Source organism: Enterobacter sp. RHBSTW-00593 (assembly GCF_013784105.1).
In the GTDB taxonomy this organism is placed as follows: Bacteria; Pseudomonadota; Gammaproteobacteria; order Enterobacterales; family Enterobacteriaceae; genus Enterobacter; species Enterobacter ludwigii.
In genome coordinates this window covers 1,575,283-1,598,156 of record NZ_CP056393.1, presented here as the reverse complement: position 1 = coordinate 1,598,156, position 22,874 = coordinate 1,575,283, and the positions used below count along the sequence as shown (strand labels likewise).

General features: G+C 53.2%; 19 protein-coding genes. 5 read left to right on the top strand and 14 right to left on the bottom strand.

What is annotated here, in order from left to right; translation table 11 throughout:
• Window positions 1–55 precede the first annotated feature (55 nt).
• Window positions 56–835, top strand: a complete 780-nt coding sequence (gene elyC, locus HV242_RS07480) for an envelope biogenesis factor ElyC (protein ID WP_050736578.1) — start codon at window positions 56–58, stop codon at window positions 833–835.
• Here the strand turns inward: elyC and HV242_RS07475 are convergent.
• The 13 genes from HV242_RS07475 to HV242_RS07415 form a co-directional block, all read right to left on the bottom strand.
• On the bottom strand, window positions 812–1,705 hold the full coding sequence (locus HV242_RS07475; RefSeq protein ID WP_014169395.1) for a YcbJ family phosphotransferase: 894 nt from the start codon (window positions 1,703–1,705) through the stop codon (window positions 812–814). The two genes, elyC and HV242_RS07475, sit on opposite strands and share 24 nt — an antisense overlap.
• Window positions 1,706–1,846: 141 nt before the next feature.
• Window positions 1,847–2,593 (bottom strand): 3-deoxy-manno-octulosonate cytidylyltransferase, encoded by a 747-nt coding sequence (gene kdsB / locus HV242_RS07470; protein WP_014169394.1) that lies wholly within the window; start codon window positions 2,591–2,593, stop codon window positions 1,847–1,849.
• The gene (ycaR, locus tag HV242_RS07465) at window positions 2,590–2,772 is read right to left on the bottom strand and encodes a protein YcaR (RefSeq protein ID WP_006174474.1); all 183 of its coding nucleotides are present in this window, start codon (window positions 2,770–2,772) and stop codon (window positions 2,590–2,592) included. Before ycaR ends, kdsB begins: the two co-directional genes overlap by 4 nt.
• Before the next feature lie 45 nt (window positions 2,773–2,817).
• Window positions 2,818–4,047 carry a winged helix-turn-helix domain-containing protein gene (locus HV242_RS07460; protein ID WP_050736577.1) on the bottom strand — a complete coding sequence of 410 codons (1,230 nt, stop codon included), beginning with the start codon at window positions 4,045–4,047 and terminating at the stop codon, window positions 2,818–2,820.
• A gap of 44 nt (window positions 4,048–4,091) precedes the next feature.
• On the bottom strand, window positions 4,092–5,069 hold the full coding sequence (gene lpxK, locus HV242_RS07455; protein ID WP_025204549.1) for a tetraacyldisaccharide 4'-kinase: 978 nt from the start codon (window positions 5,067–5,069) through the stop codon (window positions 4,092–4,094).
• A complete protein-coding gene (msbA, locus tag HV242_RS07450) occupies window positions 5,066–6,814 on the bottom strand; it encodes a lipid A ABC transporter ATP-binding protein/permease MsbA (protein WP_020884816.1) in 1,749 nt (582 codons plus the stop codon). Before msbA ends, lpxK begins: the two co-directional genes overlap by 4 nt.
• A 36-nt stretch (window positions 6,815–6,850) precedes the next feature.
• A complete protein-coding gene (locus tag HV242_RS07445) occupies window positions 6,851–9,115 on the bottom strand; it encodes a ComEC family protein (protein ID WP_050736576.1) in 2,265 nt (754 codons plus the stop codon).
• Window positions 9,116–9,330: 215 nt separating this feature from the next.
• On the bottom strand, window positions 9,331–9,618 hold the full coding sequence (gene ihfB, locus HV242_RS07440; RefSeq protein WP_008499965.1) for an integration host factor subunit beta: 288 nt from the start codon (window positions 9,616–9,618) through the stop codon (window positions 9,331–9,333).
• Window positions 9,619–9,789: 171 nt separating this feature from the next.
• Complete coding sequence (rpsA, locus tag HV242_RS07435) at window positions 9,790–11,463, bottom strand: 30S ribosomal protein S1 (protein WP_014169387.1); 1,674 nt, start codon at window positions 11,461–11,463, stop codon at window positions 9,790–9,792.
• Window positions 11,464–11,573: 110 nt separating this feature from the next.
• Window positions 11,574–12,257, bottom strand: coding sequence for a (d)CMP kinase (gene cmk / locus HV242_RS07430; protein ID WP_014169386.1), 684 nt, complete (start codon window positions 12,255–12,257; stop codon window positions 11,574–11,576).
• Between the two features lie 253 nt (window positions 12,258–12,510).
• Window positions 12,511–13,794, bottom strand: coding sequence for a 3-phosphoshikimate 1-carboxyvinyltransferase (gene aroA / locus HV242_RS07425; RefSeq protein WP_044857540.1), 1,284 nt, complete (start codon window positions 13,792–13,794; stop codon window positions 12,511–12,513).
• Between the two features lie 69 nt (window positions 13,795–13,863).
• Window positions 13,864–14,952 carry a 3-phosphoserine/phosphohydroxythreonine transaminase gene (gene serC, locus HV242_RS07420; protein WP_025204554.1) on the bottom strand — a complete coding sequence of 363 codons (1,089 nt, stop codon included), beginning with the start codon at window positions 14,950–14,952 and terminating at the stop codon, window positions 13,864–13,866.
• 162 nt (window positions 14,953–15,114) lie between these two features.
• Entirely contained in the window at window positions 15,115–15,807 is a 693-nt protein-coding gene (locus HV242_RS07415; RefSeq protein WP_020884820.1) for a DUF421 domain-containing protein, read from the bottom strand.
• Between the two features lie 127 nt (window positions 15,808–15,934).
• Here HV242_RS07415 and ycaO point away from each other — a divergent pair, with 127 nt between their 5' ends.
• From ycaO to pflA, 4 genes are all read left to right on the top strand, one after another.
• Entirely contained in the window at window positions 15,935–17,695 is a 1,761-nt protein-coding gene (ycaO, locus tag HV242_RS07410) for a 30S ribosomal protein S12 methylthiotransferase accessory factor YcaO (RefSeq protein WP_032677795.1), read from the top strand.
• Between the two features lie 406 nt (window positions 17,696–18,101).
• Complete coding sequence (gene focA / locus HV242_RS07405) at window positions 18,102–18,959, top strand: formate transporter FocA (protein WP_025204555.1); 858 nt, start codon at window positions 18,102–18,104, stop codon at window positions 18,957–18,959.
• 51 nt (window positions 18,960–19,010) lie between these two features.
• On the top strand, window positions 19,011–21,293 hold the full coding sequence (gene pflB, locus HV242_RS07400; protein WP_014169380.1) for a formate C-acetyltransferase: 2,283 nt from the start codon (window positions 19,011–19,013) through the stop codon (window positions 21,291–21,293).
• A 204-nt stretch (window positions 21,294–21,497) separates the two neighbouring features.
• A complete protein-coding gene (gene pflA / locus HV242_RS07395; protein ID WP_020884823.1) occupies window positions 21,498–22,238 on the top strand; it encodes a pyruvate formate lyase 1-activating protein in 741 nt (246 codons plus the stop codon).
• Window positions 22,239–22,272: 34 nt separating this feature from the next.
• Here the strand turns inward: pflA and HV242_RS07390 are convergent, their stop codons facing one another.
• Window positions 22,273–22,794 (bottom strand): anti-virulence regulator CigR family protein, encoded by a 522-nt coding sequence (locus HV242_RS07390; RefSeq protein ID WP_020884824.1) that lies wholly within the window; start codon window positions 22,792–22,794, stop codon window positions 22,273–22,275.
• Between the last annotated feature and the right edge of the window lie 80 nt (window positions 22,795–22,874).

The window sequence follows — 22,874 nt, the reverse complement described above, 5'->3', positions numbered from 1 at the left end:
GGTGTAATATCACGAGTAATCACCTGCTATATGGTTAAAAAAGGAACCAAAAAGGATGCTTTTTACCCTGAAGAAATACATTGGGGGGATGATGCTTCCCCTTCCACTGCTGCTTATCATCATTGCGCTGGGGCTGGCGCTGGTGTGGTTTAGTCGCTTTCAGAAAAGTGGCAAAACGCTTATTACCGTCGGCTGGCTGGTCATGCTGCTGCTGAGCCTACAGCCGGTTGCGGATAGCCTGTTACGTCCTGTCGAAAACAGGTACCCGACATGGCAGGGTCATCAGGAGGTAAAGTATATCGTGGTGCTGGGTGGGGGTTACACCTGGGATCCGAACTGGGCGCCCAGTTCAAACCTGATTAACAACAGCCTGCCTCGACTGAACGAAGGCATTCGCCTGTGGCTGGCGAATCCGGGATCGAAAATGATCTTTACCGGTGCGGCGGCAAAAACAAACCCGGTCAGCACGGCCGAAGCCGGAGCCAGAGTGGCTGAATCGCTGGGTGTACCGCGTTCCGCTATCATCACGCTGGACAGCCCAAAAGACACTGAAGAAGAAGCTGCCGCCGTGAAGCAGGCGATTGGCGATGCCCCGTTCCTGCTGGTTACGTCCGCCTCGCACCTGCCGCGGGCGATGATTTTCTTCGAAAGAGTTGGCCTGCATCCCCTCCCCGCGCCGGCTAACCAGATGGCCATCGACGCGCCGCTTAACCCGTGGGAACGGGCGATCCCGTCCCCGGTATGGCTGATGCACAGCGATCGTGTCGGTTACGAAACGCTTGGACGCCTCTGGCAATGGCTAAAAGGGGCGTCAGGCGAGCCAGGGCAGGAGTGATTTCGTGGCGAGATCGAAGTTGGCGCGATTAAAACGGCCAGTATTGACCAGTTGCGCCACTTCATCCCAGAGCAGATAGAGCCAGCGGCGCCAGAGAAACGCTTCTGCAACCGGCGCCCGCTGGAGATAATGCCAGAGTAACCCCTCTGCGGCCCCGCTGTCGCTGAGCCTGAACAACTCGTACTCGCGTGGTGCCCAGAGCATGATCCCCGGCCCTACCATTGCCAGAAGCTGGTCGCTGCGAGGGTCTTTCAGCATACTGCGCAGGGTAAAATTGCCGTGAACCAGCACGCAGTTGTCGTTAAAGCCGTCAAACAGCGCGGGCAAACACTCCCGGGTGCGGAACAAAATACGTTTGTCCTGCATGGTCAAACCGGTGTTATTAAACTGGTTAAGGGTGCCCCACAACACTTCGACCCGCTGGCGGTACCACAGTGGCCACAGGTTTTCCTGGGTGCTGTCTACCGGCCCGACGAGCCCACCGCTGTCTTGTCTGTGCCAGCCCAGCAGCGCCTCGACAATCTGATCTTTCAGCTGTTCCCAGCGTTCCGGTGAACGAGCAGGCGCTTCCACAGGCACGCCACGTAACCGCTCAATCAGCAGGACATCAGGGCCGGGGTGTTCTTCATGCGTCATCACGCCATACACCGTCGGCATGCGGACGGTCCCTTGTCGCGCAAGCATCGACATTTTCCAGGCCAGCTGCCTGGCAACGCCCGGCGAGGTAAAACTTCGGGCCATCAGCGGCATTGGGTTTCCCTGGCTGTCATATAACGACCAGAGTGCGGTATCTGCTTTTTCGTTCACACACTCAACCCTGCTTAACTTCTCACCCAGCAGATGGCTCAGTTCAGCACGCAGCTGTTCCATATGAGATTACCCCCATTAAGACTACTGCTTTTATAATGAGCGCGCGGACAGAAGATGTCACCCGACAGAGATCAATTATGGAAAAGAAAGGGAAAATAACCGGGAGAGAACATCCCCCCGTAAGGAGGGATGCGGGCGCTATTAACGCAATTCGGCGCGGACGCGCTCAAGATCTTCCGGGGTGTCAACACCCGTACCTGGCACTTCCTGCGCAACGGCAACGTGGATTTTTTCCCCGTACCAGAGCACGCGGAGCTGCTCCAGCATTTCGATATGCTCCAGCGGGCTGGGTGCCCAGGTGACATAACGACGAATAAAGCCAGCGCGGTAGCCGTAGATCCCCAGATGACGCAGGAATGAATCACCAATGGTCTCTTTTGAAACCGCAAAACGATCACGATCCCAGGGAATAGTGGCGCGAGAGAAGTAGAGCGCATAGCCCTCGGCATCCATCACCACTTTCACCGCGTTCGGATTAAACGCCTCTTCAGCGTGGAGCACAGGTACCGCGAGCGTAGCCATACCGACCTGGCGCTGCGCCAGGTTTTCCGCCACCTGGCGAATAATGACCGCCGGGATCATCGGCTCGTCGCCCTGTACGTTAACGATGACCGTATCATCACTAAAACCGCATTTCTCAACCACTTCTGCCAGCCGCTCTGTGCCGGACTGGTGATCGGCGCGGGTCATGCACACTTCTCCGCCAGCCGCCTCAACCGCACGGGCAACGTCCGGATGATCGGTTGCCACGATAACGCGCTCAGCACCGGACTCACGCGCACGTTCAAGGACATGCACAATCATCGGTTTGCCGTTGATATCCACCAGCGGTTTACCCGGCAGACGGGTTGATGCATAACGCGCAGGAATAATGACAACAAAACTCATGGTTTGCTCTCTTCTGCCACCAGGGAGCGGGCTTCGTTTTCCAGCAATACCGGAATACCGTCGCGCAGCGGGAATGCCAGACTGTCCAGCTTGCAAATCAGCTCTTGTTTGTCCTGGCTGTAATAAAGTTTGCCGTTGCACACCGGGCAGGCAATAATTTCAAGTAAACGGTGATCCATAGTTCCTCCGTATGGGTAATCGCTAAAGCTTAACACATTCCTTTTTCAGGGAGTGTCTGTTTCCCAGCCACGTCGACAGGTGCTAAACAACCCGTCAGGCACCCGACCCAGCGCCACGTCGTGGGCCCCCTGCCAGCATGCGAATTCGCTAATGGCGGAGGTTAATCCTTTTTCCAGCGCCGCGGTGGTCTTGATCCCCTCTTCAAGATAGAGCGCGATAATCTCCAGCGTGCCGGTTTTGCGGTGCATTTTGGCGTCCATTCGACCGACCAGTTGCCCTTTGTGCAGCAGAGGCAACACAAAGTAGCCGTACTGACGCTTTGGCGCGGGGGTGTAACACTCAAGCCGATAGCTGAAATTAAACAGCTGTTCGGCCCGTTTTCTGTCCCACACGACCGGATCGAAAGGCGATAACACCGCGCTGTGGGTTGCCTGAAGCTTACTGTCCAGAGCCTGGGGTAAGAGCGGGAGGAGATCCGAATGCAGCCACATGTCCCCGAGGGTTTCTACCGTGACGGGGATAACACGATGTTCACGCTGCCACATTTCCAGCAGCGGTTTCAGGGCCGGCTGGCGAAGGCGATAGTAATCCGCCAGCCACTGCTGCCGGAAAATGCCCAGACTGCGGGCGCTGTTCTCCAGCATGATAGCTTCCGCTGCCTCCTGGGTGAGTAAGTCACGCTCATCGTCCCAGTGGGGCATCACGCGGTGCGTCAGGTCATACACGCGCTGAAAATTACGCCGTTCAATCACCATGACTTTGCCGGACGTAAACAGTCCTTCAAGGTGGCGTTTGTGCGGCTTCCACTCCCACCAGCCGCTGGTCCCTTTTCTCGGATGCTCAAAATCGGCGGAACGTACAGGACCGTTTTGCTGAATATGCTCGATAAGCTGTACAATTTCAGTCGCGTGCTCCTGCATCCATTCCTGGCGGTATTTCCAGCCCATCTTTTCGGGGGCCAGCATGCGATGGCGAACCAGGGCAAAATCGCTGCGCGGCAGGAAACAGGCCTCGTGCGCCCAGTACTCCATTAAGTCCCCCTTACTGAGCGCGTCATCCAGCCACTGAGGCGGATAATTCCCCAGCCGACTAAACAGCACAAGGTAAGGGCTACGGGCCACGATATTAATGGTGTCAATTTGAAGGAGCGACATGCGCTGAACGGTAGAGAGAATATCGGCGGGCTGCGCGCGGCGGCGGGGCTTTTTGAGCAGCCCCTGTGCGGCAAGGTGCAAATGACGTGCGGCTGAAAGCGAGAGTTGCGGTAAAGACATGCGTTTTCCTGTCAGTCAAAGCGCCACCAGAACCGCGTAAGCCATTACTGCACTAACGCAATCAGTTCCTTGAGCAATTGTTCCGGTTGCTCACCGCTGAGTTCAGCGTCAACCGGCAGATACCACCAGTTATCCTTCGCAAAGGCACGGCATTTCACCGCATCTTTTTCAGTCATGATTAGCGTCTGCCCCGGCGCAGTCAGGGCCGCAACCTGATCTGGCACCAGCGCCTGATGATCGGCCAGCGGAACGCGTTTTTCAAGCCGGGCACCACACTGTTCCAGCGTCGCGAAGAAACGCGGAGGATGACCGATACCCGCCATGGCCACCAGCGCGGGTAACAACGAGACAGCACGGCGCTCTCCGGTCAACAGATTCACCGCCATTCCCGGCCTGAGATGCATAGGGATCTCACCCGGTTTGGCCTCTCCACCGTTAACAATCACCGCATCAACGGACCTGAGACGCGAAGCGCGTTCGCGCATTGGCCCGGCGGGTAGCCACCAGCCGTTACCGAACCGGCGAACCCCGTCAATGACCACAATCTCTTTATCACGCGCCAGCGCGTAATGCTGCAGACCATCGTCAGTAATAATAATGTCTACCGTGTGTTCGGCAAGAAGTGCCTGAACGGCATCACTGCGTACCGGGGAAACCGCAACAGGTGCACCTGTACGCTGGTATATCAATACTGGCTCATCACCCGCTTCAGCGGTCGTAGTTTCCGCCGTCAGCAACAGGGGATACTGCGCCGCTTTTCCGCCATACCCACGCGATACCACGCCTGGGCGTATACCGCGTTTTTGCAGTTGCTCCACCAGCCAGATCACCACCGGTGTTTTACCGTTGCCGCCAGCCGTCAGGTTACCCACCACGACAACCGGCACCGGCGCGCGCCATGCTTGCTTCAACCCCAGACGGTAAAGCAGACGAATGGCGCCGCTCACCAGGCCATAAAGCCAGGAAAGCGGCAGAAGCAGCAGCCACAGCGGTGATTCACCGGACCAGATGCGTGCAATCATTCGCCGAATTGCATCTTATGCAGTTGGGCGTAAACGCCGCGGTGCGCCAGCAAATCAGAGTGGCTTCCGCGTTCGACAATCACGCCATCTTCAACAACAACGATTTCGTCAGCCTGCTCGATAGTCGACAGACGGTGCGCAATCACCAGCGACGTACGGTTCTTTTGCAGCTCATCCAGCGCAGACTGAATGGCACGTTCAGATTCCGTATCCAGCGCAGAGGTTGCTTCATCCAGAATCAGAATCGGGCTATCACGCAACAGCGCACGAGCAATGGCGATACGCTGGCGCTGGCCACCGGAGAGCAGTACACCGTTCTCACCGATAATGGTATCCAGACCGTTATCCATCTTGTTGATAAAGTCCATCGCATAGGCCATACGAGCGGCCTTTTCAATCTCCGCACGGCTGTACTCTTCTGTACGCGCATAGGCAATGTTATTTGCCACCGTATCGTTGAAGAGATGCACATTCTGGGAGACCAGCGCCACCTGGTTACGCAGCGACTGCAGGGTATACTCCCGCAGGTCATGGCCATCCAGCAGGATTTCACCCTCGTCGATATCATAGAAACGGGTGATCAGGCTGGCGATGGTGGATTTACCTGAGCCAGAGCGGCCTACCAGCGCAACGGTTTTACCCGCGGGAATGGACAGGTTGATATTACGCAAAGCCGGCGTTTCGCGGCCAGGATAGGTGAAAGTCACATTGCGGAATTCAACATCGCCGTGGGCGCGTTCAATCTCGCGTTTACCTTCATCTTTCTCCTGTTCGGTATCCAGAATGCTGAACAGGGTCTGGCAGGCAGCCATCCCGCGCTGGAACTGAGCGTTGACGTTCGTCAGTGATTTCAGCGGACGCATCAGGGCAATCATCGATGAGAAGACCACGGTGATGGTACCTGCCGTCAGCGTCTCCATCACGCTCGGGAAGCTGGCCGCATACAGAACAAAGGCCAGCGCCAGAGAAGCGATCAACTGGATGATAGGGTCAGAAATTGAAGAGGCCGAAACCATTTTCATCCCCTGCAGACGCATTTTGTTGCTGACTTTATCAAAGCGTTTGGTTTCGACTTCCTGCCCGCCGAAAATCAACACCTCTTTATGCCCTTTCAGCATCTGCTCAGCGCTGGTCGTAACTTGGCCCATCGTGTTCTGCATATTCTTACTGATGTTGCGAAAACGCTTTGAAACGACGCGAATAGCAATAGAGACAACCGGTGCCAGCACGATAAGGATCAGTGACAGCTGCCAGCTGTAATAAAACATCATGATGAACAGACCGATAATCGATGCACCCTCACGCACCACGGTAATCAGCGCGTTGGACGACGATGATGCCACCTGCTCGGAGTCGTAGGTAATACGTGAGAGCAAGGTACCGGTAGACTGCTTATCAAAAAACGCTACTGGCATGCCCATCATGTGGCCAAACAGCCGACGGCGCATGGTCATAACGACTTTCCCGGAAACCCAGGAGATACAGTAGCTCGAAATGTAGCTGGTGATACCGCGTAAGATCATCAGTCCAATAACCACCAGTGGCATCCATATCAGCACTGAGCGATCTGTTTTACCAAAACCGTCATCCAGTAACGGTTTGAGAAGCGATAACATAAACGTATCGCTGGCTGCGTTGAGAACTAACGCTACACCCGCCACGATCAAGCCTGCTTTAAAAGGTGCAATCATCGGCCAGAGTCGGCGGAAGGTTTGCCACGTGGAGAGATCTTTGTCGTTATGCATTCAAAAAACCAGCATCTGTTGAAATAGCCGCATATTCTACCCGTTATCTACGGGCGCGCCAAACCACTGATGATACCAACGCGGTAAATATTCATCACGTACGCGCTGTATTTGCCATCGATGTTGCGAGAATGTCACCGATATTTGTCCAGAATGGGGGGTATCGTGCCAGATATAGCCCTCTTTTCGATAACGTCTGATAACTTTTGCCGACGGAAAATGCCATGCGTTATAGCGGGCCGCAGAATCGAGCGCGATCCTCCCCTCTACCCGCTGCACCAGTGGCAATGATGAAGACGTATTGCTGCCATGATGGGGTACCTGTATCACAGTGGACGTCAGATGACGCCAGTAATGGCTAAGCATAGTCTGTTCCGCTTGCGCTTCAATATCCCCCGTAAGCAACGCACTCTGCTCACCATCGTCGATTTTTACCACGCAGGAGCGATTGTTCCCCCTTTCGGAATAGCCCTCAGGTGGCCAGTGGACGGTGAAGGTTAACCCCTCCCACATCCATCTCTGCCCGCGAAAACAAGGCCGATGTTCCGCCCGGCCTAACGGGCTTCTTATCCATAACGTGGGCCATGTTTTTTGCAGCGTCGCCAGGCCGCCCGCATGGTCGAGATGCTCATGACTGAGGATGACGCCTTCTGGTTGCAAATGGTGCCAGCGTAGCCACGGAATGATTAACTGCCGGGCGCTATCACCACCCGGCCAGGCGAGCCCGGTATCATAAAGAAGGGCTTTACCGTGGCGTTCAACGACCATTGCCAGCCCCTGCCCCACATCCAGCATATGCAGTGTCCAGCCCTCACTTCTCACCGTTCGCCAGAGCGGAAATGCCAGTAAGACACTCCCTACCAGACAAACTGCAGGAACAGATTTCCAGGCATGAAAGCGCCAGCCGGTAATGGCAAGCCAGGGCAATAACGTCAGGTATTGCCACCGTTCATCTACATTCTGCCAGCCATCCGGCAGGCGCATCAGCATCCAGAACAACCCCCCAAGGGATTTATCGGCTGCAAACCAGAGGGCACTTTCCAGCGCCGTCAGCGGCAACAGATGAAGCAACATTCCGGACAGGATCAGCGGTACGCAGATAAAAGTGACCAGGGGGACGGCAAAGAGATTAGCCACCAGGGAAGAGAGGCTGAACCCATGAAAAATCAGCACCTGTAATGGCATGAGCAGAAGCAACATGCCGGTTTGCAGATAGAGCAGATTCAGCAAAGGCTGTAACCAGCGAACCCGGTGCCCGCGAGGAAGAGGCAGCCACTGAAACCAGAAAATCAGCGCGGCGACGGCAAAAGCTGAAAGGGCCAGACTTTGAGAAAGCACGGCTAAGGGATCGCTTATCAGGATTGCCGCGATACAGCAACACCACACCTGCCAGGGAGACCACTGACGGGCGCCAATGCGCAATGCCGCCAGCACGGCAAGTGCGATAACCGTTCGCAATGCGGGCGGTTGCAGCCCAGTAAGCCAGGCGTAGAAAGCGGCAAAGAGCAACCCGGCCAGGAGAGGAATCTGCCAGTGGATCCAGTGGCCCGGCATCAAGAACTGAAGCCCACGCGCAAGTAACCAGACGATGGATGCGGCCAGCGCAATATGCAGACCCGAAATTGCCATCAGGTGCAGCGTGCCGGTGTCGCGCATCAGATCTTTAATTTCCCGGGGCACCTCCAGACGTTCTCCCATCCCCAGCCCAAGCATAACCGCGCCCCAGTGAAAAGCAGAAAGCCGGTGTTGCAGTGACATCAGGTACTGAGCACGCAAGCTGCAGTTTTCATCGACGATTTTCGCCTGCGTAAAACGTCCGCTGAGCGTCTGGTGTCGGGCAAAGGCGCTTCGCTGGGGATCATATCCCCCGTCGTTTAGCTCGCCATGCACAGGCCGGAGCCTGAGCGTCATAGCCCAGCGCTGACCGGCACATACCTTTTGCGGCAGGTAATTGCCATACAGCGTCACGCCCGTGGATGCCCACCAGCGCTGACCATCGATACGCAGAATGTTGCCCTGATGCATTGTTGCACCATCAGTGGCCGTGATTTCTATCTCTGCCTGCACTGCTCCCGTCGTTAAATGTTGCATCGGCCAGACGCTTTCCTGCGCAGCAAGAAGACCCCAGACACAAAATAACACCATGATCCCCATATACTTCAGGACGTTGTGTCGCTGGGCGGCCAGCGCTATCCCACCGGCTATCATTACCCACACGGTATGACGTTCAGGCAGGACGGGTAACCAGAGTAACGGCATGATCGCCAGAATGGCGCAAAGACTTATCGCGGGAATGCCCATTACTACCTCCCTGTTTGAGGGTGACAGTATGGAAGCATGCAGGGTGAGTCGTCAGCCAGAAGAAACGCGGTTTACAGCGGGCGCTGAAGCATTTTTATCCGTTTGCAGAAAATAAAAGGAAAATTGCGCGGCATCTTCAGAATAAAAGCGACAGGCACAAAAAAAGCACCCGCAGGTGCTTTCTTTCGAACCCAGTTTAGCGCTGATGGCTAAACTCAGTTGCCGTAAATGTTGGCGCGATCGCGCAGTTCTTTACCCGGCTTAAAGTGTGGAACGTACTTACCTTCCAGTTCGACTTTATCGCCAGTTTTCGGGTTACGCCCGGTACGTGGAGCACGATAGTGCAGAGAAAAACTACCGAAACCGCGGATTTCAATGCGCTCGCCCTGGGCAAGAGTGGAGGCCATATGCTCCAGCATCTCTTTTACGGCATCCTCCACTGCTTTCGCAGGGATATGCGGTTGCTGACTGGCAAGTCTTTCAATCAATTCTGACTTGGTCATGATTCCTCCGGTTCCTTTCAAACCAATTAGCTGAACAGCTCATTAAACAAGGGCGGCCGTAGCCGCCCTTTGTTATTGATTACAGGACGAATCCTCTAATCTGTCAAGTTTGCTCCTCATCCTTCTCGCTGTAAATGCGTTACAGCTCAAAATGATGCGGACAACCTGATATTACTCGCCTTTAGCTGCTTTGAAAGCTTCAGCCATTGCGTTGTTAGAGAAGTTTGCATCTTCCTGTTTGTTAACAGTGGCGATTGCATCTTTCTCATCAGCTTCGTCTTTAGCACGAACAGACAGGCTGATTGCACGGTTCTTACGGTCAACACCGGTGAACTTAGCTTCAACGTCGTCACCAACGTTCAGAACCAGAGTGGCATCTTCAACGCGGTCACGTGAAGCTTCAGAAGCGCGCAGGTAACCTTCAACGCCGTCAGCCAGTTCTACGGTTGCGCCTTTAGCGTCAACTGCAGTGACTTTACCGTTTACGATTGCGCCTTTCTTGTTCAGTGCAACCCAGTTGTTGAACGGATCTTCTGCGAGCTGTTTAACGCCCAGGGAGATACGTTCACGCTCTGCGTCAACCTGCAGAACAACTGCAGCGATTTCGTCGCCTTTTTTGTATTCACGAACTGCTTCTTCGCCTGCAACGTTCCAGGAGATGTCAGACAGGTGAACCAGGCCATCGATGCCGCCGTCCAGGCCGATGAAGATACCGAAGTCAGTGATAGACTTGATTTTACCTTCAACACGGTCACCCTTGTTGTGGGTTTCCGCGAACTGCTGCCATGGGTTGTTTTTGCACTGTTTCAGGCCCAGGGAGATACGACGACGTTCTTCGTCGATATCCAGAACCATAACTTCCACTACATCACCAACGTTAACAACTTTGGATGGGTGGATGTTTTTGTTGGTCCAGTCCATTTCGGAAACGTGCACCAGGCCTTCAACGCCTTCTTCGATTTCAACGAAGCAGCCGTAGTCAGTCAGGTTGGTAACGCGACCAGTCAGTTTAGTACCTTCTGGGTAACGCTTAGCGATAGCTACCCATGGATCTTCGCCCAGCTGTTTCAGGCCGAGGGATACACGAGTACGCTCGCGGTCGAACTTCAGCACTTTAACAGTGATTTCGTCGCCCACGTTCACGATTTCGCTTGGGTGCTTAACGCGTTTCCAAGCCATGTCGGTGATGTGCAGCAGGCCATCAACGCCGCCCAGGTCAACGAATGCGCCGTAGTCAGTGAGGTTCTTAACGATACCTTTGACTTCCATGCCTTCCTGCAGGTTTTCCAGCAGCTGATCGCGTTCTGCGCTGTTTTCGGATTCGATAACGGCACGACGGGATACAACAACGTTGTTACGCTTCTGGTCCAGCTTGATTACTTTGAACTCAAGCTCTTTGCCTTCGAGGTGCAGGGTGTCACGGACTGGACGAACGTCTACCAGAGAACCTGGCAGGAACGCACGAATACCATTCAGCTCAACAGTGAAGCCACCTTTAACTTTGCCGTTGATAACACCGACCACAGTTTCAGCTTCTTCGTAAGCTTTTTCCAGCGTGATCCAAGCTTCGTGACGTTTAGCTTTTTCACGGGAAAGCAGGGTTTCGCCGAAGCCGTCTTCTACTGCATCCAGAGCAACGTCAACTTCGTCACCAACCTGGATTTCCAGCTCGCCCTGGGCGTTTTTGAACTGCTCTGCCGGAATGGCGGACTCAGATTTCAGACCGGCGTCAACCAGTACTACGTCTTTGTCGATAGCAACAACAACACCACGAACGATGGAACCCGGACGGGTTTCGATTGTTTTTAAGGATTCTTCAAATAGTTGAGCAAAAGATTCAGTCATGTTTAATCTTCAGGTTAATATAACGTCCACCTGGCTCCGTGCCGGATGGGGTTGTTTCACATACCCGCCGTCAATCCATTGCAGCGGGGGTACTGCTAAATCGGTCGCAATTACGCGAGTGCCAGTTTTTGGCGCGCATATTGTAGCGCTTTTTCAATCACTTGCTCAATAGTTAAACTGGTTGAATCCAGAACTAATGCATCTTCTGCAGGAACAAGTGGGGCGACGGCGCGGTTACGATCGCGGTCATCGCGCTCTTTTATCTCGGACAAAAGGCGATCAAAGTTAACACTAAACCCCTTTTCCTGCAACTGAAGCATGCGGCGTTGAGCCCGTTCTTCCGAGGAGGCGTCGAGGAAAATTTTCACTGGCGCATCAGGGAAGACAACGGTTCCCATGTCACGCCCGTCAGCGATCAGGCCAGGCAGTTCACGGAAGGCGCGTTGACGGCGCAGCAGTGCTTCACGCACGCGCGGGAAAGCGGCAACCTGTGAAGCGGCATTCGCCACGTCCTGAGTACGAATTTCACCGCTGACATCTTCACCTTCGAGAATCACTTCCAGATTTCCGTTGGTTGAGATAAAGCGAACATCAAGATGGGTAGCCAGCGGAACCAGCGCGTCTTCGGAGGCCACATCAACATGGTGATGCAGCGCCGCAAGCGCTAACACGCGGTAAATAGCACCAGAGTCCAGCAGATGCCATTGCAATGCTTCCGCCATTGCCTTGCACAAGGTGCCCTTTCCTGCACCGCTTGGGCCATCAATGGTTATGACCGGGGCAATTGCCGTCATCTTTATCTCCTTAAACAGGCATACCGTTAACGTAAACGCCGCGCATTATACGCGCCAATGCCCACAATCGTTAACGTTGTGTGCAAAAACGCGAATTACAGGTATTTAGATGAAGAATTATTGCGCAATGATACTTCTACATCGTTCGCGTTGCTTGCAGGCGGCAGGCGCACATCTTCAGAAGTGTAGATCATCACGTCAATGAGTGGGAACGGTGTAAGCGCGCCAGCACAGAGGCTGGCGCGAAGGCAAATCAGGCAGGGGTACTGATACGCGCCAATTGCTCGAAGTAGTCCGGGAAGGTTTTCGCCGTACATTTCGGGTCGAGAATGGTCACCGGCGTATCGGAGAGCGCCACCAGCGAGAAGCACATTGCCATGCGGTGATCGTTATAGGTGCCGATTTCCGCAAATTGCAGTTTTGCCGGAGGCGTGACGCGGATGTAGTCTTCGCCCTCCTCCACTTCGGCGCCCACTTTACGCAGTTCGGTCGCCATCGCGAACAGACGGTCAGTCTCTTTTACGCGCCAGTTGTAAATGTTACGCAGCGTCGTGGTGCCTTTTGCGAAGAGCGCCGCCGTGGCAATGGTCATCGCCGCATCCGGGATATGGTTCATGTCCATATCGATAGCGTTCAGCTCGCCATGGGTGCAGGAGATGAAATCATCACCCCAGGTAATCGTAGCGCCCATTTTTTCCAGCACGTCAGCAAAACGGATATCGCCCTGAACGCTGTTACGGCCAATGCCGGTCACTTTCACCGTACCGCCCTTAATCGCCCCTGCCGCCAGGAAATAGGAGGCAGACGAAGCATCACCTTCCACAAGGTAATGACCCGGAGACTGGTACTGCTGCGCACCGCGAACCACGAATTGCTGATAAGCGCGGTTTTCCACCTCAACCCCGAAGGTTTTCATCAGGTGCAGCGTAATATCAATGTACGGTTTAGAGACCAGGTCGCCTTTGATGGTGATGACCGTATCCTGTGGTGCCAGCGGCGCAGTCATCAGCAGAGCCGTCAGGAACTGGCTGGAGACGCTGCCATCCACGTCGACGTTACCGCCATTGAAACCACCGCGCAGACGCAGAGGCGGGTAATTTTCCTGCTCCAGATACTCAATCTGCGCGCCGCCCTGACGAAGGGCATCCACCAGATGGCCAATGGGACGCTCTTTCATGCGTGGCTCACCGGTCAGCACAATATTGTTGCTGCCCAGGCACAGGGCCGCCGCCAGCGGGCGCATTGCCGTCCCCGCATTACCCAGAAACAGTTCACGCTCTTCAGCCGAGCGTAACGCGCCGCCGTTGCCGGTCACTTCACAGCGGGTGCGGTCGTCAGACAGCGTGTAATGAACTCCCAACGCTTTCAGCGCATTGAGCATATGGCGCACGTCATCGCTGTCCAGCAGGTTTGTGAGGACGGTGGTGCCGTTTGCCAGAGCTGCCAGCAGCAGAGCGCGGTTCGAGACACTTTTTGAACCAGGCAGATTAATGGTGCCATCTACCCGCGCGATAGGTTGTAACGTCAGGGATTCCATGAAACTTAACTCTCAACTCAACATAATAAAAACCCCGCAGCAGGGCTACGGGGGTGAAAAACAGCGTAATTAACCGTGGCGACGTTCGAAGTCGATCATGAAATCGGTCAGGGTTTTAACCCCTTCCAGCGGCATCGCGTTATAGATAGAGGCACGCATACCGCCTACAACACGGTGGCCTTTCAGCGCATGCAGGCCTGCAGCGAAGGACGCTTCAAGGAAGACTTTATCCAGGTTGCTATCCGCCAGCTGGAACGGCACATTCATACGAGAACGGTTAGCTTTCGCGACATCGTTACGGTAGAAATCGCTCTTATCGATCACGCCATACAGCAGGTCGGCTTTCTGCTGATTGATTTTGTCCATCTGCGCCACGCCGCCGTTTTGCTTGAGCCATTTAAAGACCAGGCCAGAGAGGTACCAGGCAAACGTAGGGGGGGTGTTGAACATGGAGTCGTTATCGTTGAGGACCGTATAATCCAGAATAGACGGGCAAGACTGATGGGCTTTACCCAGCAAATCTTCGCGCACGATGACAATAGTCAAACCCGCCGGGCCGATATTTTTCTGCGCACCCGCATAGATAACACCGTAGCGGCTGACGTCAATTGGCGCGGACAAAATGGTAGAGGAGAAATCGGCTGCAACCACCACGTCTTTACCGAAGTTCGGGGTCTCGTCGATGGCAATCCCGTCGATGGTTTCATTTGGGCAATAGTGCAGGTACGCAGCGTTATCAGAGAGCTGCCATTCGCTCATCGGCTTCACGGCACGCAGGCCATCAACGGTAATTTTGGCGTCGATAACATTTGGCGAGCAGTACTTTTTGGCTTCTTTAACCGCACTTGCCGCCCAGTAACCCGCATCAACGTAGTCTGCCGTGGTTTTGTCGCCGAGGATATTCAGCGGGACGCCAGCAAACTGACCGCGGCCACCGCCGTGGCAGAACAAAACTTTGTAGTTTGAGGGAATGTTCAGCAGATCGCGAAAATCCTTTTCTGCCTCTTCCGCCACCTGAATAAACTCTTTACCACGGTGGCTGATTTCCATCACCGACGTACCCAGACCGTTCCAGTCACAAAGTTCCTGTTGAGCCTGTTTAAGCACGTCTGCCGGCAACATCGCCGGACCTGAACTGAAATTAAAGACTTGAGCCATTTCCCCTCACCACGCTAAAAGCAATAAGTTATAACTGTGGATATCGGTTTTATCATTCAGTGACACGCGCCGCAATGTCTAAAACTTATGACCGGTGAAATGTGTCCCGCGTCACACAATACAATCTGCCATCTCACTGCGGCAAAACCGACAATATGGCTGTCAGGTAAGGCGTTTGGCCCGGCTAACCTTCGTCCATTCCGGATTTGTACAGCGGGGACATAATTGATGATCGCCCGGTTGCATCGCCACAACATGGCTACATCTTATACAGGCATATTCGCCTGACTCAGGCACGGTCGTGAAACGCTCAATAAGCATATCCGGCAGAATACAGAGCCCCGGCTTCACCTCGTCGTCAGCATAGTAATAGACGCTGATTTGCCCGTTCGTTTCCATGATTGCCAGCCGCACCTGCCCGAGTTGTTCAACGCTATTCAGACGCAGTTCCATAAAAAACTCGAACTCGGTCATGTTGGCACTCTGTACATTTTCCCAGGCCAGCCGCCCGTTCTCGACGATAACCACCGGCTTCCCTTCGAGAAGATCTTCCAGCTTTTCACTTTTCGACATCAGCCACATGACAAGCCGGTAAAGTAGCGCCAGTGAGACAAAAACGATAAAGACCGGCACCATCGGCACATCGTCGTAAAAGGCGACATCCCCCGCCGCTGAACCCAGCGTCAGAATAATCAGCACCTCAAAGAGGGACATCTGCCGGACGCCACGCCGCCCGGTGATTTTGAGAAACAGAAAGACCAATACAAAGGTATACAGGCTGCGCAGGGCCACTTCGCCCAAAAATTCGGGAGGAACTTTATCAAACGCCATCCGCTGGAGATCAAATGCTTTCATTTTTCTATGCCTTAACAGTAAGTTACTGTCTGTAAGCATAGTCGAGTCTTTTATTTTCGCCGAAGATAGCACCTGTCACGCAAAACCCGTATCATTGCGCGCTTTACGTACGATAAAAGTGAACGCCATGACTCAAACGTTTATCCCCGGCAAAGACGCCGCTCTGGAAGATTCCATCGCTCGCTTCCAGCAGAAACTGACCGACCTGGGCTTTAATATCGAAGAAGCCTCCTGGCTCAACCCAGTGCCTCATGTCTGGTCCGTGCATATTCGCGATAAAGAGTGTGCCCTGTGCTTTACCAATGGTAAAGGCGCGACAAAAAAAGCGGCACTGGCCTCTGCGCTGGGTGAGTATTTTGAACGTCTGTCGACCAACTATTTCTTCGCCGATTTCTGGCTGGGTGAAACCATCGCCAACGGCCCGTTCGTGCACTATCCGAACGAAAAATGGTTCCCGCTGCCTGAAGACGACGCGCTGCCGGAAGGCATTCTCGACGCGCGTCTGCGTGCGTTCTACGATCCGGAAAACGAACTGACCGCCAGCATGCTGATCGATCTGCAGTCCGGCAATGAGGATCGTGGTATCTGCGCCCTGCCGTTCACGCGTCAGTCTGATGAGCAGACCGTCTATATCCCGATGAACATCGTTGGCAACCTGTATGTGTCCAACGGTATGTCTGCCGGTAATACCCGTAATGAAGCGCGCGTACAGGGGCTGTCTGAAGTCTTCGAACGCCACATTAAAAACCGCATCATTGCCGAATCCATCAGCCTGCCTGAAATTCCGGCTGACGTGCTGGCGCGCTACCCGGGCGTGGTGGAATCCATCGCCAGGCTGGAAGCGGAAGGTTTCCCAATCTTTGCCTATGACGGCTCACTGGGCGGTAAATACCCGGTTATCTGTGTGGTGCTGTTTAATCCTGAAAACGGAACCTGCTTCGCCTCCTTCGGCGCGCACCCTGACTTTGGCGTAGCGCTGGAGCGTACCGTCACCGAGTTACTGCAGGGCCGTGGCCTGAAAGATCTGGACGTGTTTACACCACCGACCTTTGACGATGAAGAAGTGGCCGAGCACACCAACCTTGAAACCCACTTCATCGACTCCAGCGGTTTGATCTCCTGGGATCTGTTTAAGCAGGACGCGGACTATCCGTTTGTCGACTGGAGCTTTGCAGGTACCACCGAAGAAGAGTTCGCCACGCTGATGGCTATCTTTAAGGCGGAAGATAAAGAAGTCTACATCGCTGACTACGAACACCTTGGCGTGTACGCCTGCCGCATTCTGGTGCCGGGCATGTCCGACATCTATCCGGCAGAAGATCTGTGGCTGGCGAACAACAGCATGGGCGCGCACCTGCGTGAAACCCTGCTGGCCTTGCCGGGCAGCGAATGGGAAAAAGAAGATTACCTGAACCTGATCGCGCAACTGGACGAGGAAGGCCATGATGACTTCACCCGCGTACGCGAGCTGCTGGGCCTGGCGACCGGTAAAGATAACGGCTGGTATACCCTGCGTATTGGTGAGCTGAAAGCAATGCTGGCACTGGCTGGCGGCGATCTGGATCAGGCTCTGGCCTGGACCGAGTGGACTATGGAGTTTAACCAGTCTGTCTTCTCTGCCGAGCGCACTAACTACTATCGCTGCCTGCAAACCCTGCTGCTTCTCGCGCAGGAAGAAGATCGTCAGCCGCTGCAATACCTGAATGCGTTTGTTCGCATGTACGGTGCTGACGCCGTTGAAGCCGCCAGCGCAGCACTGAGCGGTGAAGCGCCGTTCTATGGTCTTCAGGCTGTGGATAGCGACCTGAAAGCCTTCCCGGCACATCAGTCTCTGCTGAAAGCGTATGAAAAATTGCAGAAGGCGAAATCCGCTTACTGGTCAAAATAAGCGCATATAACATTATCAGCTGTAGGCGTATTCAATCGTCTGGGCTATATTACGGGGCAATTTCATTGCCCCGTTTTTTATTTTTTTCGGCAATGACTGTTGATTGTAATAATAAAGTTAAATATGGGTAAATATAATAATATTTACCTGGGCTTTACTGTTACTTTTTATGGTAATTACTCCATATTAATTAACTGTTGCAGAGGTGGCCGAAAGAAATAATTCAACTCTTTTCATAACTTTTAAAATTTATTTTTATACGGATAATCAAATACTTACTCCGCTTTTGCTGTAAATCCATACACATTGCGGGCCTATAAGCCAGGCGAGATATGATCTATATCAATTTCTCTTCTATAATGCTTTGTTAGTATCTCGTCGCCGACTTAATAAAGAGAGAGTTAGTGTGAAAGCTGACAACCCTTTTGATCTTTTACTCCCAGCTGCTATGGCCAAAGTTGCCGAAGAAGCGGGTGTCTATAAAGCAACGAAACACCCGATGAAGACGTTCTATCTGGCGATCACGGCTGGTGTGTTCATCTCTATCGCGTTTGTCTTCTACATCACTGCCACCACCGGTACTGCCGCGATGCCTTTCGGCATGGCGAAACTGATTGGCGGTATTTGCTTCTCACTGGGACTGATTCTTTGCGTCATCTGCGGCGCCGACCTCTTCACTTCTACAGTGTTGATTGTCGTGGCAAAAGCCAGCGGAAGAATTACCTGGGGTCAACTGGCGCGCAACTGGCTTAATGTCTATGTTGGCAACCTGATTGGCTGTCTGCTCTTTGTTCTGTTGATGTGGCTCTCTGGCGAGTATATGACCGCCAACGGTGGCTGGGGACTCAACGTCCTGCAGACCGCAGACCACAAAATGCACCACACATTTATCGAAGCCGTTGCTCTCGGCATCCTCGCTAACCTGATGGTATGCCTGGCTGTCTGGATGAGCTACTCGGGTCGTAGCCTGATGGATAAAGCCATGATTATGGTTCTGCCGGTTGCGATGTTTGTTGCCAGCGGCTTCGAGCACAGTATTGCGAACATGTTTATGATCCCAATGGGAATTGTAATCCGCAACTTTGCAAGCCCGGAGTTCTGGACTGCTGTTGGTTCAACCCCGGAAAGTTTCTCTCACCTGACTATTATGAATTTCATTACTGATAACCTGATCCCTGTCACTATCGGGAACATTATCGGTGGGGGTCTGTTAGTTGGGTTGACATACTGGGTCATTTACCTGCGTGGCGACGACCATCATTGATGGTTATCTCAGGCAGTAAATAAAAAATCCACTTAAGAAGGTAGGTGTTACATGTCCGAGCTTAATGAAAAGTTAGCCACAGCCTGGGAAGGTTTTGCGAAAGGTGACTGGCAGAATGAAGTAAACGTACGTGACTTCATTCAGAAAAACTATACCCCGTATGAAGGTGACGAATCCTTCCTGGCTGGTGCAACTGACGCGACCACCAAGCTGTGGGACAGCGTAATGGAAGGCGTAAAACTGGAAAACCGCACTCACGCGCCAGTTGATTTTGACACCTCCGTTGCTTCTACCATCACTTCTCACGATGCTGGCTACATTAACAAAGCCCTTGAGAAAATCGTTGGTCTGCAGACTGAAGCACCACTGAAACGTGCGATCATCCCGTTCGGTGGTATCAAAATGGTTGAAGGTTCCTGCAAAGCGTATAACCGCGAGCTGGACCCAATGCTGAAAAAAATCTTCACCGAATACCGCAAAACCCACAACCAGGGTGTATTCGATGTTTACACCAAAGACATTCTGAACTGCCGTAAATCTGGCGTTCTGACTGGTCTGCCAGATGCCTATGGCCGTGGCCGTATCATCGGTGACTACCGTCGCGTTGCGCTGTACGGTATCGACTTCCTGATGAAAGACAAATACGCGCAGTTTGTTTCCCTGCAGTCTGATCTGGAAAACGGTGTAAACCTGGAAGCGACTATCCGTCTGCGTGAAGAAATCGCTGAACAGCATCGCGCGCTGGGTCAGATCAAAGAAATGGCGGCTAAATATGGCTGCGATATCTCTGGTCCTGCAACCAACGCTCAGGAAGCTATCCAGTGGACCTACTTCGGCTACCTGGCCGCAGTTAAGTCTCAGAACGGTGCAGCAATGTCCTTCGGTCGTGTATCCACCTTCCTGGATGCTTACATCGAACGTGATATGAAAGCGGGCAAAATCACCGAGCAAGACGCTCAGGAAATGATTGACCACCTGGTCATGAAACTGCGTATGGTTCGCTTCCTGCGTACCCCTGAATACGATGAGCTGTTCTCTGGTGACCCAATCTGGGCAACGGAATCTATCGGTGGTATGGGTGTTGATGGCCGTACTCTGGTTACCAAAAACAGCTTCCGCTTCCTGAACACCCTGTACACCATGGGTCCTTCTCCGGAGCCGAACATCACCGTTCTGTGGTCTGAAAAACTGCCTCTGAACTTCAAGAAATTCGCCGCTAAAGTGTCCATCGACACCTCTTCTCTGCAGTACGAGAACGATGACCTGATGCGTCCGGACTTCAACAACGATGACTATGCTATCGCATGCTGCGTAAGCCCAATGGTTGTTGGTAAACAAATGCAGTTCTTCGGTGCGCGTGCAAACCTGGCGAAAACCATGCTGTACGCAATCAACGGCGGCGTTGATGAAAAACTGAAAATGCAGGTTGGTCCTAAGTCTGAACCAATCAAAGGCGACGTTCTGAACTTCGATGAAGTCATGGAGCGTATGGATCACTTCATGGACTGGCTGGCTAAACAGTACGTCACTGCCCTGAACGTTATCCACTACATGCACGACAAGTACAGCTACGAAGCCTCTCTGATGGCGCTGCATGACCGTGACGTTATCCGCACCATGGCGTGTGGTATCGCAGGTCTGTCCGTTGCGGCTGACTCCCTGTCTGCAATCAAATATGCGAAAGTTAAACCAATTCGTGACGAAGACGGTCTGGCTGTTGACTTCGAAATCGAAGGCGAATATCCGCAGTTTGGTAACAACGACTCTCGCGTTGATGACATGGCGGTTGACCTGGTTGAACGTTTCATGAAGAAAATTCAGAAACTGACCACTTACCGTAACGCTATCCCGACTCAGTCTGTTCTGACCATCACGTCTAACGTTGTGTATGGTAAGAAAACCGGTAACACTCCGGACGGTCGTCGCGCGGGTGCGCCATTCGGTCCTGGTGCTAACCCAATGCACGGTCGTGACCAGAAAGGTGCTGTTGCCTCTCTGACCTCCGTTGCTAAACTGCCGTTTGCTTACGCGAAAGATGGTATCTCTTACACCTTCTCTATCGTGCCAAATGCGCTGGGTAAAGACGACGAAGTACGTAAAACTAACCTCGCGGGTCTGATGGATGGTTACTTCCACCACGAAGCGTCCATTGAAGGTGGTCAGCACCTGAACGTGAACGTAATGAACCGTGAAATGCTGCTTGATGCGATGGAACACCCTGAGAAATATCCTCAGCTGACCATCCGTGTATCCGGCTACGCAGTACGTTTTAACTCCCTGACGAAAGAACAGCAGCAGGACGTTATCACCCGTACTTTCACTCAGTCCATGTAAGTGGAATTGACTGAAATCACGCGTTAAAAGGCGTACAATAAAGGCTCCACATACGTGGGGCCTTTTTAACACTCTCTCCATCACAGTCTCTTTTGTCCGCTATCTATACTCTATGGATAACAGCCAAAACAGACTTAAACACAGCCGGTTTTGAGCTGTGCATACACAGGCCCCGGACGGGCCGATGCTGGAGATATCACCGCAATGTCAATTATTGGTCGCATTCACTCCTTTGAATCCTGTGGCACTGTCGATGGCCCGGGTATCCGCTTTATCACCTTTTTCCAGGGCTGCCTGATGCGCTGCTTGTACTGCCATAACCGTGACACCTGGGATACGCACGGCGGCAAAGAAGTGACCGTCGAAGAACTGATGAAAGAGGTGGTGACCTATCGTCATTTTATGAACGCATCCGGCGGCGGCGTAACCGCTTCCGGCGGTGAAGCCATTCTGCAGGCCGAATTCGTGCGCGACTGGTTCCGCGCCTGTCGCAAAGAAGGCATTCATACCTGTCTCGATACAAACGGTTTTGTCCGCCGCTACGATCCGGTCATTGATGAACTGCTCGACGTCACCGACCTGGTGATGCTCGATCTCAAACAGATGAACGATGAGATCCACCAGAATCTGGTGGGTGTTTCCAACCACCGTACGCTGGAGTTCGCCAAATACATCTCCGGGAAAGGCATCAAAACCTGGATCCGCTATGTTGTTGTACCTGGCTGGTCAGATGATGACGATTCCGCGCATCGGCTGGGAGAATTTACCCGCGATATGGGCAACGTTGAGAAAATTGAGCTTCTGCCCTACCACGAACTGGGTAAACACAAGTGGGTCGCCATGGGCGAAGAATATAAACTCGATGGCGTTAAGCCGCCGAAGAAAGAGACGATGGAACGCGTGAAAGGTATTCTTGAACAGTACGGCCACAAGGTAATGTATTAAGAAAAGGCCCGGTGAGAACCGGGCCTTTTTTATATTATCTGAAGACGCCATTAATAATGGTGGTCACAACCGCAGTACTCAGCGCAATTAAGACCAGATCGTCACCGACGACACGCCATTCATAACCAGGATAGGAAGGAAGCTGGCCCAGCATAGAGGCCGGCACGGTTTTCTTCGCAATGCCCGGAGGGAGCGGTTTACCGCGTGCGAGGTTTTTCGCAATACCCGGAGGCAGTGACTCATAACCTGTTAAGCCGTAATTCAGTGCCAGGTGACGGGCATGATCGAAGCTCACACGGGCGTCGACATCGTCACTGACGCTTTTATTCGATTTACCTGGATTTTCCTGACCGTTATTTTGTTTATTACCGTGGGTACCGGAATTTCCGTTGCCATGACTACCGGAATTGCCGTGACTGCCGCCATTACCTTGTCCGCCACTGTTCCCGTGACCACTGCCATTCCCGTTACCCGGGTTAGCCATGACCGGAGCTGCAGCAAACGTTAAAGACAACACTACTGCCAGAGCGGTAGTGGTAAAACGACGAGTAGACATGATTGTTGCCTTTTAGTGATATAACTCACCTGAATTATCGCCTGGTGCAATAAACAAACAATACGTAAAAGTCTTATATG

Coding starts and splice junctions, on each gene's coding strand:
- rpsA (WP_014169387.1), bottom strand. CDS start 11,463: ATGACTGAATCTTTTGCTCAACTATTTGAAGAATCCTTAAAAACAATC.
- HV242_RS07460 (WP_050736577.1), bottom strand. CDS start 4,047: ATGTCTTTACCGCAACTCTCGCTTTCAGCCGCACGTCATTTGCACCTT.
- lpxK (WP_025204549.1), bottom strand. CDS start 5,069: ATGATTGCACGCATCTGGTCCGGTGAATCACCGCTGTGGCTGCTGCTT.
- HV242_RS07415 (WP_020884820.1), bottom strand. CDS start 15,807: ATGAAAGCATTTGATCTCCAGCGGATGGCGTTTGATAAAGTTCCTCCC.
- ihfB (WP_008499965.1), bottom strand. CDS start 9,618: ATGACCAAGTCAGAATTGATTGAAAGACTTGCCAGTCAGCAACCGCAT.
- pflA (WP_020884823.1), top strand. CDS start 21,498: ATGTCAATTATTGGTCGCATTCACTCCTTTGAATCCTGTGGCACTGTC.
- ycaO (WP_032677795.1), top strand. CDS start 15,935: ATGACTCAAACGTTTATCCCCGGCAAAGACGCCGCTCTGGAAGATTCC.
- HV242_RS07390 (WP_020884824.1), bottom strand. CDS start 22,794: ATGTCTACTCGTCGTTTTACCACTACCGCTCTGGCAGTAGTGTTGTCT.
- kdsB (WP_014169394.1), bottom strand. CDS start 2,593: ATGAGTTTTGTTGTCATTATTCCTGCGCGTTATGCATCAACCCGTCTG.
- msbA (WP_020884816.1), bottom strand. CDS start 6,814: ATGCATAACGACAAAGATCTCTCCACGTGGCAAACCTTCCGCCGACTC.
- serC (WP_025204554.1), bottom strand. CDS start 14,952: ATGGCTCAAGTCTTTAATTTCAGTTCAGGTCCGGCGATGTTGCCGGCA.
- cmk (WP_014169386.1), bottom strand. CDS start 12,257: ATGACGGCAATTGCCCCGGTCATAACCATTGATGGCCCAAGCGGTGCA.
- elyC (WP_050736578.1), top strand. CDS start 56: ATGCTTTTTACCCTGAAGAAATACATTGGGGGGATGATGCTTCCCCTT.
- ycaR (WP_006174474.1), bottom strand. CDS start 2,772: ATGGATCACCGTTTACTTGAAATTATTGCCTGCCCGGTGTGCAACGGC.
- HV242_RS07475 (WP_014169395.1), bottom strand. CDS start 1,705: ATGGAACAGCTGCGTGCTGAACTGAGCCATCTGCTGGGTGAGAAGTTA.
- aroA (WP_044857540.1), bottom strand. CDS start 13,794: ATGGAATCCCTGACGTTACAACCTATCGCGCGGGTAGATGGCACCATT.
- HV242_RS07445 (WP_050736576.1), bottom strand. CDS start 9,115: ATGGGCATTCCCGCGATAAGTCTTTGCGCCATTCTGGCGATCATGCCG.
- pflB (WP_014169380.1), top strand. CDS start 19,011: ATGTCCGAGCTTAATGAAAAGTTAGCCACAGCCTGGGAAGGTTTTGCG.